This is a genomic window from Micromonospora sp. KC213 (assembly GCF_004348325.1).
In the GTDB taxonomy this organism is placed as follows: Bacteria; Actinomycetota; Actinomycetes; order Mycobacteriales; family Micromonosporaceae; genus Micromonospora.
Genome location: NZ_SMKF01000004.1, coordinates 63,303 through 76,495 on the forward strand (window position 1 = coordinate 63,303; position 13,193 = coordinate 76,495).

General features: G+C 66.4%; 15 protein-coding genes and 2 pseudogenes. 4 read left to right on the forward strand and 13 right to left on the reverse strand.

Annotation, left to right across the window (positions count from 1 at the left end):
• Positions 1 to 412: 412 nt before the first annotated feature.
• A complete protein-coding gene (locus E1166_RS02195; RefSeq protein ID WP_207913940.1) occupies positions 413 to 1,555 on the forward strand; it encodes an alpha/beta fold hydrolase in 1,143 nt (380 codons plus the stop codon).
• 178 nt (positions 1,556 to 1,733) lie between these two features.
• Here E1166_RS02195 and E1166_RS31720 read toward each other — a convergent pair.
• Positions 1,734 to 1,839: pseudogene (locus E1166_RS31720) on the reverse strand (transposase); the annotation flags it as partial.
• A 208-nt stretch (positions 1,840 to 2,047) separates the two neighbouring features.
• On the reverse strand, positions 2,048 to 2,671 hold the full coding sequence (locus tag E1166_RS02205) for a TetR/AcrR family transcriptional regulator (RefSeq protein WP_132335305.1): 624 nt from the start codon (positions 2,669 to 2,671) through the stop codon (positions 2,048 to 2,050).
• A gap of 67 nt (positions 2,672 to 2,738) precedes the next feature.
• Here E1166_RS02205 and E1166_RS02210 point away from each other — a divergent pair, with 67 nt between their 5' ends.
• Positions 2,739 to 3,692 carry a VOC family protein gene (locus tag E1166_RS02210; protein ID WP_132335307.1) on the forward strand — a complete coding sequence of 318 codons (954 nt, stop codon included), beginning with the start codon at positions 2,739 to 2,741 and terminating at the stop codon, positions 3,690 to 3,692.
• Positions 3,693 to 3,795: 103 nt separating this feature from the next.
• Here E1166_RS02210 and E1166_RS02215 read toward each other — a convergent pair whose 3' ends face one another.
• The 3 genes from E1166_RS02215 to E1166_RS02225 all read right to left on the reverse strand — a co-directional run bounded on the left by E1166_RS02215 (position 3,796) and on the right by E1166_RS02225 (position 5,372).
• Positions 3,796 to 4,215 carry a hypothetical protein gene (locus E1166_RS02215; protein WP_132335309.1) on the reverse strand — a complete coding sequence of 140 codons (420 nt, stop codon included), beginning with the start codon at positions 4,213 to 4,215 and terminating at the stop codon, positions 3,796 to 3,798.
• Positions 4,212 to 4,775 (reverse strand): PadR family transcriptional regulator, encoded by a 564-nt coding sequence (locus E1166_RS02220; RefSeq protein WP_132335399.1) that lies wholly within the window; start codon positions 4,773 to 4,775, stop codon positions 4,212 to 4,214. The genes E1166_RS02215 and E1166_RS02220 overlap by 4 nt, the downstream gene beginning before the upstream one ends.
• Before the next feature lie 315 nt (positions 4,776 to 5,090).
• A complete protein-coding gene (locus E1166_RS02225; RefSeq protein ID WP_132335311.1) occupies positions 5,091 to 5,372 on the reverse strand; it encodes a hypothetical protein in 282 nt (93 codons plus the stop codon).
• A gap of 229 nt (positions 5,373 to 5,601) precedes the next feature.
• On the opposite strand from E1166_RS02225, the gene E1166_RS02230 reads away from it, so the two are divergent.
• Positions 5,602 to 5,907: a hypothetical protein gene (locus E1166_RS02230; RefSeq protein ID WP_132335313.1), complete on the forward strand. Its 306-nt coding sequence runs from the start codon at positions 5,602 to 5,604 to the stop codon at positions 5,905 to 5,907.
• Positions 5,908 to 6,087: 180 nt separating this feature from the next.
• Here the strand turns inward: E1166_RS02230 and E1166_RS02235 are convergent, their stop codons facing one another.
• The gene (locus tag E1166_RS02235) at positions 6,088 to 6,447 is read right to left on the reverse strand and encodes an antibiotic biosynthesis monooxygenase (RefSeq protein WP_132335315.1); all 360 of its coding nucleotides are present in this window, start codon (positions 6,445 to 6,447) and stop codon (positions 6,088 to 6,090) included.
• 142 nt (positions 6,448 to 6,589) lie between these two features.
• Between E1166_RS02235 and E1166_RS32625 the strand changes: the two are divergent.
• Positions 6,590 to 6,747 (forward strand): annotated as a pseudogene (locus E1166_RS32625) (transposase); the annotation flags it as partial.
• A 46-nt stretch (positions 6,748 to 6,793) separates the two neighbouring features.
• On the opposite strand, the gene E1166_RS02245 reads toward E1166_RS32625, so the two are convergent.
• From E1166_RS02245 to E1166_RS02270, 7 genes are all read right to left on the reverse strand, one after another.
• A complete protein-coding gene (locus tag E1166_RS02245) occupies positions 6,794 to 7,504 on the reverse strand; it encodes a GNAT family N-acetyltransferase (protein ID WP_207913945.1) in 711 nt (236 codons plus the stop codon).
• A 111-nt stretch (positions 7,505 to 7,615) separates the two neighbouring features.
• A complete protein-coding gene (locus E1166_RS02250) occupies positions 7,616 to 8,230 on the reverse strand; it encodes a tyrosine-type recombinase/integrase (protein ID WP_207913947.1) in 615 nt (204 codons plus the stop codon).
• A 443-nt stretch (positions 8,231 to 8,673) separates the two neighbouring features.
• Positions 8,674 to 9,336, reverse strand: a complete 663-nt coding sequence (locus tag E1166_RS02255) for an alpha/beta hydrolase (protein ID WP_207913949.1) — start codon at positions 9,334 to 9,336, stop codon at positions 8,674 to 8,676.
• A gap of 354 nt (positions 9,337 to 9,690) precedes the next feature.
• Entirely contained in the window at positions 9,691 to 10,458 is a 768-nt protein-coding gene (locus tag E1166_RS02260) for a hypothetical protein (protein WP_132335319.1), read from the reverse strand.
• A gap of 921 nt (positions 10,459 to 11,379) precedes the next feature.
• Positions 11,380 to 11,502: a hypothetical protein gene (locus tag E1166_RS32435; RefSeq protein ID WP_279433202.1), complete on the reverse strand. Its 123-nt coding sequence runs from the start codon at positions 11,500 to 11,502 to the stop codon at positions 11,380 to 11,382.
• A 617-nt stretch (positions 11,503 to 12,119) separates the two neighbouring features.
• The gene (locus E1166_RS02265; protein ID WP_121398059.1) at positions 12,120 to 12,323 is read right to left on the reverse strand and encodes a cold-shock protein; all 204 of its coding nucleotides are present in this window, start codon (positions 12,321 to 12,323) and stop codon (positions 12,120 to 12,122) included.
• Positions 12,324 to 12,542: 219 nt separating this feature from the next.
• Positions 12,543 to 12,767: a hypothetical protein gene (locus tag E1166_RS02270; protein ID WP_132261043.1), complete on the reverse strand. Its 225-nt coding sequence runs from the start codon at positions 12,765 to 12,767 to the stop codon at positions 12,543 to 12,545.
• Positions 12,768 to 13,193 lie beyond the last annotated feature (426 nt).

Sequence of the window (13,193 nt, forward strand, 5' to 3'; positions counted from 1 at the left end):
TGATCGACACCGCCGGGACGAGACAGGTTCCACGTTAGAAGACATGTGATTCACGTACTTCGTCGACGCTGAGTTGGGCGCCGTGTTCGACGACGTCGTTTTTGGAGCCCCGTCGACCCAGGTTGTGGTCTCCGTGGGGTGGGTGGTGGTGCCTGGTGGCGACTGGTCGAACGTGTCGATGCGGCGGCCTGACCGAGGACCGTCTACGACGTCTACGGCACCGCGTTGACGCCTGCCCAGAGCTGGCCGGCATCCTCGCTGACCACCTCGGGCCGACCATGTTCGCTGCCAGCCTTGGGTGGCGGAGGGTTCCGAGACCGCGACGGTTTCGGGGCGACGCCGTCGGGCACAAGGGGTCGCGATGATGGCGGCGGCCCCGCAAGTGTTGCGGAGGTTATGTCGCCCTCGACGGTTGACCCTGACGCAGCGTCAACCTTTCAGCATGGTTGACATGACTACGAGAACCAGTGCGATCGAGGTAACCGGACCCGGCAAGTCCTACAGCGCCGATCGTAAGAGGGCCGACGGAAGCCGTGGGACGATGCGGCAGTTCACGGTTCACCACGACGATGTCACGATCCCGATCTATCGCGGCGGACAGGGACGACCGCTGGTCCTGTGCCCCGGGCTAAACTCGACACACGCGGATCTGCATGAGCTGATTGAGCTGCTGCAGCGCGACTACGACGTGGTGACCTTCGACCTGCGGGGCCACGGCCTCGCCTCGGACGCCGACCGGTACTCCTTCAAAGCGTTCCTCAGCGATCTCGTCGCCGTGATGGCGGAACTGGGTGACCTCGACCGCGCTGTGCGGCACTATCACGCCAAGGGATTGCTGCCAGAGCCCGAACGGGACCACTCCGGCTACCGCAGGTACGACGCCGGCGCCGTGGTCGAGCTGATCAAAATCCGGATCCTCGCTGAGGCCGGGGTCCCGCTGGCGCGGGTGCGGGAGCTGCTACAGGCGGACGAGGTGGAGTTCGCCGCAGCGGTTGGCGATATCGACAGCCGGCTGCGGGCCGAGATCCGGCAGCGGCAGCGGCACCGGGCGCAGATTGCCCGGCTCGCCGCTGGGGACAACCTGGCGCTGCCCCCGGCGGTGGTCGAGTATCTCGACCGATTGCGGGCGTTCGGGGTCGACGAGCGGATCGTCCAAGCCGAACGCGACGGCTGGATCCTGCTGGCCGCGCACTCACCCGAGCGGGTCCCCGAGTGGATAGCACGAAAGCGGGAGCAGATCGGCGACCCGCAGCTCACGGACTTCTTTCTCAGCCTGAGTCAGGCTCTCGACCGGACCGCCGACGACCCACCGTTGGTCGAGCTAGCCGAAAAACTAGCCGCCTACCTCACGCGGCTGGCGGAAGAAGAGGGCGAGGACTACGTTGACGACACCGACATCGAGCCACCGCTGGTCAAGCTGATGGACGAACTGGCGTTCGACACTGTGCCGGGGGCCCGTCGGCTGATCGAGTTGCTGAGGAAACGAGGTTGGACCGGATGGACCAAGCTTGAGCGGGGTGAACCGAGCACGGGGTGCCGCCGAGACACCCCATGAAGCCCGTGCGGTGGAGCGGTCCCAGATCCGGATGCGCGCTTAACCCCACGCCGGAACCGTCCACAACTCTTGACAATTCCTCCGACGCGGTGGGTGCGATCCTGCAGCCGTGGTGGTCGCGGGCGAGGCCGGTGAACTGGTAGTTCAGGTCGGTGAAGATGCCTTCGGTGCTTTAGGCGGCGAAGGAGCCGTAGACGGTGCGGTACGGCGGGAAGTCGTGGGGCAGGTAGCGCCAGGCGATGCCGGTGCCGGTTGACGTACAGGATGGCGTCGAAGATCTCGCGCAGGTCGTGGGTGGGGGCGCGGCCACTGACGCGGCCCAAGAAGGTGGACACGCGGCCCGCAGAACGAGCTGATTGGCCCCCATGACACTGGGAGCTGAAGCGGGAGAGGTAGTCATACATCACCGCGTCATCAGCCGCAATCAACGCCAGCGCACCCGGAGCGGCATGAGGGTGCACTCCGACGCGACCTCGGACGAGGGGGTGGGAGTCAGTGCGGTTGCGTTGGTGGTTGCTCGCTGGTCCAGCTTTGCCTCAGGCGGTCGATCAGGTCGAGGAAGACAGAGAAGGCGTGGTCGACGCGTTCGCGGTCGTTGGTGGTGAGGAGATCGAGTTGCAGGCCGCGTGCCTGGGCCACGATCATCGATGCGATCAAGGGCGCTTGCTCGCCGGGGCATCCTTCCGCCAAGACCAGCCGCTGCATGAGCCCAAGCGCGTCGTGCATTGCTTGCTGAAGGAAACGCTCGTAGCGCTCCGGCTCTCGTGTGGCCTGAGCGAAGACCTCGAACAACAAGCGATAGACCGGCAGGCGGTCCGCGGTCGTCGTCCGCCGCCACCACGAGCCGAGGTCGGCCAGGCTGCCGGATGAGTCGGCTAGGCCGGCCGCGTCGGCCAACCGCTGGCGAAGCACATCGGTCACCTCGATGAGGAGGGCCTCCTTTGTGCCGAAGTGGTGCAGCAGAGTCCCGTGGCTGACCCCTACTGCCTCGGCCAACGGCCGCATCGCCAGATCCGCTAACCCGTGCCCGAGAACGTAGTTGACCACGGCATCGAGTAGTTCGGGCCGTCGGTGCTGGTAACGCAGACGCCGACCGTCTACGTGCTGCGCGCTCATTCGTCTCAGGGTACCCACCCCCAAAGTAGCTTGACCATATGGTCAGACTACTTCTAGCGTGGTCGACATGACCCCTGAGATCACCCGCCTGCACCACGTCGGTCACGTGGTCCGCGATATGTCCGCCGCGCTCAAGCTGTATCGACGGCTAGGGTTCGCGCTGCCCGCGCCGAGTTATCCCGCGATGGTGCCGCAGGACGGAGGCACACTCGAGCCGTTCGGCGCAGCCAACACCCACGCCGACTTTCCTCAGGACTTCGTCGAACTGGTGACCGTCGTCGACGCCGACGGCGTGGGTAGTCGAGTGCCGGCCGACGCGCGACTGGTCCCGCTGAACGCCCCGCCCACCGTGCTGCCATCGCTGATGGAGCGGATCAACGCCACCAGCGCCAACCTGTCCGACTGTCTGGACCGGTACGAGGGCCTGCACATCCTGATGCTGTCCTCGTCCGATATCGAGGCGACCGCGGCTCGTCTCACGAACTCCGGGGTAAAACACGGCGGGGTCAACACCGTGCGACGCCCAGTAGGCCCCCAAGTCGAAACAGTCCGATACCTAGAGATCGACGGCGTTCAATCTGGCGTGGAGGCCGAAGGCAGGATCGGTGTCGCCGCGGATCTGGATCCCGGAATCCAGAGCTCCCGCGCGGCCGACCATCCCAACGGTGCCGTCGGTCTCGTCGACGCCACGCTTTGCATCGCCGACCCTGAGTTGGACGCGATCCGCACACGCTACGAGGCTTACCTTGACCGCACACCCAAGGCCAACGGACGTGGGTATGTGTTCGAACTCGGTGCGGCAACACTGACCCTGGTACCGGCATCCCGCCTCGCCGAGGCTCTGCCCGGACAGCAACCACCGGCACTGCCCGCCCTCGTTGCCTACACGGTCGAAGTCCGCGACCTGGTCGCGACGAAGAACCTCCTGCAAACCAACAAGGTCCCGCTGTGTCGAGCAGCATCCGGAGAGATCTTCGTGCCAGCCACCGCCGCGATCGGAACGGTGATCGCCTTCCGTTGAACCGACAGAAACACCCCTACATCGACCGGGAATGTCTGGGTTACGCTACGTAGCGCTCGGATCGCGGCAGAGGCGGATGGTGGCCGTAGCGTTGAGACGGTGTTCAGGTCGCGTTGCTACGGGCTACGGCAAAGCACAGGCCGGCCACGACCAGTGCGTACGGGCCCCAGAAGTATCGTTCCCAGGTGCTTGAGGAGGCGACGTTCATCAACGCGCCGAGAAGCAGGAGCCCGAAGAGGAGCCATGTGCCCCAGCGGGCCACGGCCTCGGGCATGGCGAGCATTCCGAAGCCGGCCCGACGGATTACGAGCATCGCGGCGCCGGCCCAGACGAGGACGGCCAGGGCGCTCGCGATCCTCAACCGGTGGGGCAACGAGCCGGTGTGGGTGCCACCCCACGCGGCTTGCGCCAGTGGCGCCCCCAGCGCGAGGGCCAGTTGGAACAGCGCGATGCCGACCAGCCCGACGACTGCCGCCGTCGCCGTGGCCCGCACCAGGGTCACGTTCGCTGTTGTGGTGATCATTGTGGGTGCTCCTGCCGTGAGAGTTCCATGTGATCGAGTGCAGCGAGGCATTCGTCTGCCCAGGCGATCACCGCATGGGCATGGTGGCGTCCCGCTGAGATGGTGAGTTGCCAGAAGGGCGCATCGTCGGCGTGCTGCGGCTCGCTTGCGATTTGGGCGTCGAGGTCGTCGAATTGGCGCAGCCGTTGTTGTGCGTCGGCCTTGGCGTTGGCGGTGAGTGCCCGGCACGCCTCGACTCCCAGGGTGCGACCGAAGAACAGGCGCAGGAGCAGACCGTTGCGTGCGGGCACTGCCTGGATCGGCTGGGCGAGCAGCTCACGAAGTCGGCGGGCCCCCGAGGCGGTGAGGGCGTACGTCGACGAGCCGCGCTTGACTGATCCGCTGCGGCGGACGAACCCGTGGCGCTCCAGGTCGGCGAGCGCCGGGTAGATCTGCCCGAAGCTTTCGTTCCAGAAGTGGCCGAGTACATCGCGGATTGCCTCTCTCAGCGCGTAGCCGGTCATCGGCTCGATGCTCAGCGCGCCAAGAACGGCCATGTCGGTCTGGCTGGAACGTGCCATCGCCCGCCTTCTCACCTCTGCCGTAGCTATCTGCCAGATATATCTACTAGATAGGTAGCGTCGCGTCAAGGGGTCCCTCCGCGGGCGCGGATCTTCGCGTGGGGCGCGGTTCACGGCCTTCTGCCTGCGTGAGAGCTTCGGCCGGAAGCGGTGCCGCTTGAACGGCGTGCGCACGACCCACCCCGAGCTGCGCAAGATCAGCTTGGAAGAGGCTCAGTGGAACGTCATGGCTATCACGTTGCGCCAGCCAAGCGGGGGACCAGCTCGCAGCGCGTGCGACACGTGTTGGCACCGTACACGCACCACATGACGACCTCAGTAGCCAGAGCCTTGCGCGAAATGGCTCAATGCCAGGTAGGGAGGAACCGTTCCGCGCTCGCACCGTGAGAAGATCAGAATATTGAAGTTCGTCGTCAACGACCGTCCCTGAGCGCTGATCCGGTCCCAGTCGCCAGCAACCACATGCATGCCGCTGACGCGCCCGGACACCCCAACCGCCACCGAGCCGCCCGCCACGACGTCCACAGTGTCAGCACGCGCACCGGCCGGGATCGGTACCGTCACCGCCGCCACCAGCAACAAGCCGAACAGCAGCACCAAGAAAACGAAAACCGCGAACTACCCGAGGCCACGACACACAGGTTGGAGATCAAGCTAGCCGACTACCTGGACCCGATCCTCGAGGAGCCAGCGCCGATCAGGACTTTGCCACCGTGCGGACAACGACATTATGGCCGCGTTCTAGTGACCGAGTGGCCAATACCGCCCCACATCGGCCTGTTCGAAAATTTATATTGACCGATCTAGTCACCATCGAAGGAGCAGCATGCGAGAAGTCACTTGGCTCCGCCGGCTCGGCCTCGTCTCAGCAGCAGTGGCTCTCGGCCTGGCAACCACACCCGTGGCCGCGCACGCCGACGACTATGACACCCCCCGCAGCGCCACTGTCGACGGGGCGGGCAACACCTATGCGGCCGGGAAGGCAGCGGCCGAACAGCGGGCCCGGGCAGCCGTCTTGGCAGTCGGCCACGACTGCACCCCCGGGCAGTACTATACAATGCTGATCTATATGTCCCCCGGTGGCGGCACGTGGGTCTTCCGGTCCACCCACCAGGCGATGTGCGTCGACTGATCAAGTATCGGCCTGATCAGCCTCGGGTCACGTCCCGTCGGCTGGTGTAGATCGTTTACGTGCGGCTCTGCTCGGTGTTCAGTGTGTCGGGTGGTTGCCGTCCGAGCATGCCGGCGATGACGGCGAGCTGCTCTCGGACGTGACCGACGTCGGGCGCGGGCTGAGCCGGTTCCGGTTCGGTCACGAGCCGAGGCGCTGTGGCCCGGGGCCGACTTCGCGGACGACGGTGTAGGTAGGGGCGCCGCTCATACGGGCTTCCGCCTCGCCGGACAGGCCCTCTAGAACTTTGCGGATGGCGGCCATGCGGCCTTCGGTGTCCGAGGTCTCCACAAAGTTGCGGTAGTCGGCCTCCCGGCCCCAGTGCACGATGTTGTACACGCGGGTGCCGTCGGTACTGACGTGGAAGCGGGCCGACCGGTAGCCGGGATAGAAACGTACCCACCGTTCCTGAATCTCCGCGAAGGCATCTTTTAGCTCCTGCTGGGTGTCAACGCTGTCGACGGTGTAGTCGATAATCGAGTAGAAGCCGTCCGTGCTCACGTAGATGCTCCTCGTCAACTCGGGCTTGCTGGCTCATCGTGCAACCTGAACCAAAGTTGAGATCAAGGGCGTTTAACACAGGAAACACCGACAGCACGTGCTCAGCGATCGAAGATGCGCACCTCGCGGGCGTGTCGATACGCAGGCGGCCGACCGGTGGACCTGGATGATCATTGCCCCTATGCTCAGCTGCGACTCGCCCGCCCCCTCGCCGCGGACCTGCGCCGCCTTTGGGGGCGGGCAGCGCCACCCGAGCGGCTTACTCCTGCTCGCGTCCGCCGAGGGTTTCGGAACCTGCGCCCACGGCCGCGCTGCCGGCCGGTGCACCGGCTCGGTGCCTGGCATGTCAGTCTTCCCGGACGTATGCCACTGCGATCTCAGATTGCACGGTCCAGCCAAGGGCGCGGTACAGGCGGCGTCCGTCTTCGGTAGCGACGAGGATGCCGGTAGCCAGTTCCTTGCGCGCGGCATGGTCGCTCAGCGCCCGCATGACAGTGGTGCCGAGCCCTCGGCGCCGGTGCGCCGGCGAGGTTTCTACCTGGTCGATGACGCCGCACTTGCCGGCAGGTGCCAGGCGCCCGGAGGCAGCCGCGATGCCGGTAGCGTCGACGACTGTCGCAACGACGACCTCGCCGTCCGTCGTAACTCTGGTCTCGTACGGATTCGGGGGCTCGACGGCGCCTACCGTGAACTGAGTGGTCATCAGGTAGCCGCTGCTTTCCATGGTCCAGCGTGTGGACAGAGCACTACGCAGATCGGTAGCGCATCCACTGACCTTGATCCAGGTTCCAGGTGCGGTGACCTGCCGGTCGAGGGCCTCAAGCAAGTCGGTGTCCCAGGTGTGCAGCACGTACCGGACTCGGTGCCCGGGTCTGCCCACATCGGCTCGGAAGCCACCCTGGACTTCAACGGGACCGGGCACACCACGGGAGACGGCCCAGCCACGACCCCACGCCATGACCAGTTCGGGCACGGTGATCTGAGCACTGTGGGTAAGTGTCGGAGACGTTCTTCCGGCATTCAGGAGCACGGAGGTGTCGGTTTCGTCGATCATCATCAACATTATTGCAAGTGATGTGCAACAAGACCACGGTAGTGTTGGGCATCACGGAGGGTTCCGACGCGTTCTTGCCCCGCGCACTGTCATCGGCAGAGCCGCGAGCGTTTGCTACGTCCCGGAGGCCATGTACGCGGCGAGGATGTAGTTGGGGTGCCGGTCGAGGTTCTTGCGGGCCCGGTCGTAGCGCATGGTGGTCCTCGGGTCGGCGTGGCGGGCGGTGATCTGCACGTCGGGCAAGGGCTCCGGAGGGGTCTCGATGCGACGGAGGTCGCGCAGGCTGACGCCGGCGTCGAGCATGGTCGTGACGAAGGTGTGGCGCGGCATGTGGGGATGCATTCTCGGCATCCGGATGCCCGCCGTGTGGGCGAGGTCCCTGAGTCGGCGGGTGCCGGCGTGCCGGTCCATCCGCCGACCGTCAGTGTTGGGCAGGATCGGCCCGGCGGTGCTCTCGTCGACGGCCCTGTCGATGACCCCGGCGACTGCGGGTGGTAGCGGGACGAGGACGGTCTTGCCGCCTTTGCCGCGTACCCGTAGGACCCGGCGGCCGTGTTCCTCGCCGAGGTTGGCGATGGTCGACCCGCAGGCTTCGACGATCCCCAGCCCGAGCAGGCCCAGGAGGGCGACCAGGGCGAAGTCGTTCGGGTTCGAGGACTGTCGGGCGGTGGTGATCAGGGCTTCGAACTGCTGGTGCCCCAACCCGAGGGTCGGCGACTCGGTCGGCACGGTGGGCCGGCGGACATCGTCGGCTGGCGAGTGCTCCGCCGACGGCGTCGATGACGCAGACCCGGTAGAGGCCCACCACGACGGACAGCCGGCGGGAGACGGTCGAGGGCTGGTACCGGCGGACGTCTTGCAGCCAGCGCACGTACCGCTCGATATCCACCCGCGCCGCAGCCAGCGGGTCCAGGTCGTGATCGGCGCACCAGCGCAGGAAGACACGCAGGTCGGACTCGGTGTGCACCCGAGTCTGACCACGGTAGCGGCCCAGGAAGGCCGACACTGCGGCGCGCACAACGAGTTGAGCGGCCAGTAACGACAGGGAAAGCGAAAGCAGGAGAGGTAGTCATACATCACCGTGCGCCATTACCGCCGATGAACACCAGCCCACCCGGAGCGGCATGTCAGTACGGACCCGCGATGCGCGCTCGGGTGGTTGCGTATGCCGCTCAGCGATTGGTTCGTTCCTGGACCCAGGCGAGCATCGTGCTGCTGTAGTCGGAGCTGATGGCCTCGAGGGCGTCGGCCCCACCGACGGTCGGCAGGTGAGTGCAGCCGGCAAGCCGGTGGATGGTCAGGTCGCTGGTAGCGGCGGCGCGCCGCCATACGGCGATGCTGTCCTCGGCGGGAGTCCACTCGTCGGCCTCGCCGTAGAACAGCAACGTCGGACAGCGCACCTGCGCGATGACCGGCTCCGGATCGTAGTCCATATCGTCCCATGTGCCGGGATGGCTGTGCAGGTCGCGCGGGACGTACACGAGTGGAAACCACGGCCGGTCGGCGTACCGGTCGATGACCGCCTGAGCGGTTTCCCGGTCGATGTGCCCGCGTACGACGCTCTCGAGTGCTTCTCGCAGGCGGGTCGGGTCGGCCAGCTCCGCGCTGCCGTAGCCGTGTAGGAGCAGCTGCTGCGCCGTCCCGTACCGCATCTGGACCGCCGGGCTCACACCGCTGCTGGCCACCAACACGAGGAAAGAGACCAACTCGGGCCGACGGGCCGCGAGTGCGGAGGCGGGCCAGGTGCCCTGGCTCCAGCCCCACAGGCCCACCGGGACGTCACCGATGCGTCGGCGCACCTCCGCGATAGCCGCCACGGCGTCGTCGGCCTCCACGCACCGACATGCACTGTCACCGGAACGTCCGAGAGCGCCGCCGATCAACAACATCTGACGCAGCGAAGCGCTCGGACCGCGGCAGACATCCCATGGTTCTTCGATGTCAAGTGCTGGCAGGCTGACGGAACCTGTTGTCGTCTTCGTCTTCGTTACCTATCCCGACCTCGTCAGGCGGAAAGAAGGCTCTTCCCCCAAGGTGGGTAAGCGAAAGAGGGCGGGTTGTCCTTCGGTCAGGGAGCGAGTCGCTGGCCGAGCAGCCAGCGTCCCACGTCTGCGCTCCGCAGTTGACGAGCACGGCGAGGGCCGGCGCGGTCTCGGGGCCGAGGCTCCCCACCCTGACCCCGCAGCTCGTTAGAACTCGGCGGACATGTCCAGGAACGAACCGGCCACGAACAGGGTCAGGGCGGTGATCCGTACGGGGAAGCCGTCCTGATTGCGGCCGAGCGCGCGCAGGAGCACGACGAACACACCGTGGCTGACCCGCGCCTGGAATGCGGCCAGGACCCAGACGGCGTTCGTTGCCGCGACTGCCATGGCGCCGAAGATGATCGCCATGGCGACGGCCAGCGCGGTTACCACGCCCGGCGCACCCTGCCCCGTGAGCAGGGCGGCGCCGATGACGAACGGCAGGCCGAGCACCCCGACGCTTGCGCCGGTCACGAAAATCCGCTGGGCCCGCCGCTGTATGCCGTCGCGGGCAGCCTTGTAGGCGGCGAGTGCACTCGTGGCTTGTTCGTCGGCGCCGACGCAATCGGCCAACAGCGGATGCGCCCGTCGCTCGAAATGCCCGGCGGCCACGGCATGATCGGTTCGCTCGCCGATGAGGCCCTTTCCGAACAGGTCCGCGCGGGTACGGGTCGCCCAATGGTGGTACTGGTCCGGTGTGAAGAACCGCTCGCTGCCGGGCGGCGGTCCGAGCCCGGCGGCAGCGTGGACCCCCATCTGGTAGGCGAGCCCGGCTACCGACCGCGATGCCGTGAGTTCGTCTTTCCGGCCGAGCATCCGGTCACGCCGCGCCCCGGCCCGCTCAGCCGCCGCCTTGAGGCGCGTCGCCCCGAGCACGTCGAGTACCGCGACCAGACCGGCGAGCAAGAGGAATGCCTTGCCCAGTAGCACCACCGAGACAGGATATCGACCCTGGTGAGCGGGCCGACCTGTCGGTAGCCGTCCTGGCCGGCGTGCCGGACCTGCCACGAAACGACCCCCAGCAAGTGCCCGGCCTCGGGTGTGTCCTTTTCTTGAGGGAAATCACCGAGATGGCTCTGGCCAGCTACTATGCGGCTCCGGCAGCGAGCGGCGCCCTCTGGAGCCATCTGTGAACGTCGCTTGCGACGCCGACCAGCGCAGACACGGACCGGTCCTCATGATCAACAGTTCGGCGGCCGCGCTGATGTGGATACCCTCAGCAAGCTGGCGCAGCAGTTCCGCACGTACGTCCGCCGGTAGCCGGCTGGCGGCGCGTGATTGACGCACTCTCATCGGCATTCAGGGTGCCAGGTGGCGCGAGCGTCGACCACAGACTGTGTGGCGCGTCGCCGCCGTTCCTGCCGGTGAGAGATTACGATCGTGGAGCCGGCGTCCGGCGAGTACGCGGGCCGCTGACATCCCGACGGTGCGGCCCGGGTGCACTGACGGGCGGTGCCAGAGCCCGACGTGTCCCTTACAGCGAACCCGGCCGCGAACGCGCTCGCCAGGTCGGGACTTTGTCGGCCAGTTCGTTCCGCTGACGCCTGCGCGTCCAGTCACCGACAACGTCAGATCCCGGAGTCGCCGCCCGGTGAGTCGTCGCCCTCGTCGTCGACCACGAGGATCGGCAGCTAGCGTGAGCATTCATCCAGATGGCCTGCAACGCCTCGACGGCGTGGCGGGCGGGCGATCTCACCGGATGATCGGCATGGGCGATCGGCATGGGCCGCTGAAAGAGATTTATGATCCGTCGAGCGACGTGAGCTGCACGACCCGCGGGTGCGAGGCGCCGCCAACGCCTCCTGGACGTCGGCCGGGCCCCGGCCGCCTCCTGCCGGATGTGGCTACTCGTACTCAGCGCAGGTCCGTGGCACGCACACACCTGGCTGGACGGGGCGCGTCGATGCCGAACCGGGCGTACCGGTTCAGCGGTTCCTGATCGGCGAAGTCGGCCAGGTCCGCGATCTGGGACAGCACGGTGGCTTCCCAGCGGGCATACGAGCTGGGCTTGTCCGTGTATAGGTCTGCTTGTGCACCACACCAGACTCCAGCGTCAGAACCCTGGACAGGGCATCAACCCGATCGGTGAAGACGGCGGTTGCGGTGTCATCCTGCCGCCAGAGCGTCAGAGTGTTGCCGTGCTCGGTGACGAGCTGGCGTAGCTGCTTGTCGGCTGCCCGGATCTTGGCGTCGTGTCGGCTGCGAGGGTGAACGGGTGGCGCAATCGATGCATCGCCACCTCACCGCAGTCGGATGCACGGGGCGCGGGCTTCTCGTCTTCCGCGGTGCACGGAGCAAGAAACTGTGCCATGCGACCGTAGGCCGCGGCAGGGGTCAGGCTCTGCAAACGCGGAGCGCCGGCAACCGGGTGCCGGCTGGGGCTGAGCCTGTCGACGACCGTTGCCGGGTGGGTGTCGGGTGTACGCGGTGACGTGGTGATCGCGGTCATGTTATGCCTTCCTGGAACGGCACGTAGCAGGGAAGGCACGGGCCGCAGGCCACGAGACATCACAAAACGAGCCTGAACAAATGATGATAGATGCGCCGAACGGCGGCCTGCTGAACCAGTCAGGCCGCCTGCGGCAGTGCGTGGGTTAGAGCGAGCGGATATCCGACGCCTGCGGGCCCTTCGGGCCCTGAGTGATGTCGAACTCCACCCGCTGGTTCTCCTCGAGACTGCGGAAGCCACTCGCCGAGATTGCGGAGAAATGGGCGAAAACGTCGGCGCCGCCGCCGTCCTGGCTGATGAAGCCGAAGCCCTTGTCGCCGTTGAACCACTTCACGGTACCTGTAGCCATGTCTGCTCCTTCGCAGGCTGTTGGAGCCCGCACTGTGCGGACTCGCGCGCCGCCGCGTTGATCACCCGCGCCGGAACCGACACGAAAACGAAAAAAAGCACCTGGATGGGTTTTGGTTAACCCATCAGGCGCCGAAACGTCTACGGAAATCAAAACTGCAACTGGGCAACCATAGCACAGACCCTGGCGCTCGCCGCAGCTTCACACGTGCGGCCTCCGTCATAGCACTGCACCACGAGGCGCGACTTCGATCGCTGCCACGCCTCGGCCGTAGAGCACGACGAGCCGGTCGCCGTGCTTAGTGCGCAGCTCTGCGGAGTCCTGCGCCAACGTCGAGATCACGTGTTCCACAAGCTCGTCCTCATCGGAGACGTCCGGTTTGTCGTACGTGACGTCCATGCGGTCGCCGCCGATGAGCCGGACGCGTAGCACCGTCGTTGCCATGTCATAGAAGCTAGTCGAGTGGGGATGCCAGGGACAGGGGCGCTGTCGCGGGCTCCCTCAGTCGAGTCGGGCAGCAGCTCAACCCAAGGTGCAACGACTGCTGCGGGTCCCAGACAGGCGAGGCTCGGACGATGGGCGACACTCGGGCTGACGTGGCAGTGGACACGAGACGAGGTCGTGCCGATCCTCACCGAGGGAGCCACATTGATCGCCGCCGGAACCAGCTCGCTGAGCTGGCAGCGGCAGCGCTGCGGGTAGTGTGCGTAGAGTGGGTGGTGAACCGGTTCGTCAACGTCGTTGGCGGGCCAGCGCCTACCGGGCGTGCTGCCAGCGCGGTCTCGACAGTGTCCACAGGACAGCTTCGAGGTGTGAGGGACGGGCGTTGGCAGACTATCCGACCGCCACCGACAGTTCAGTATGCTGACA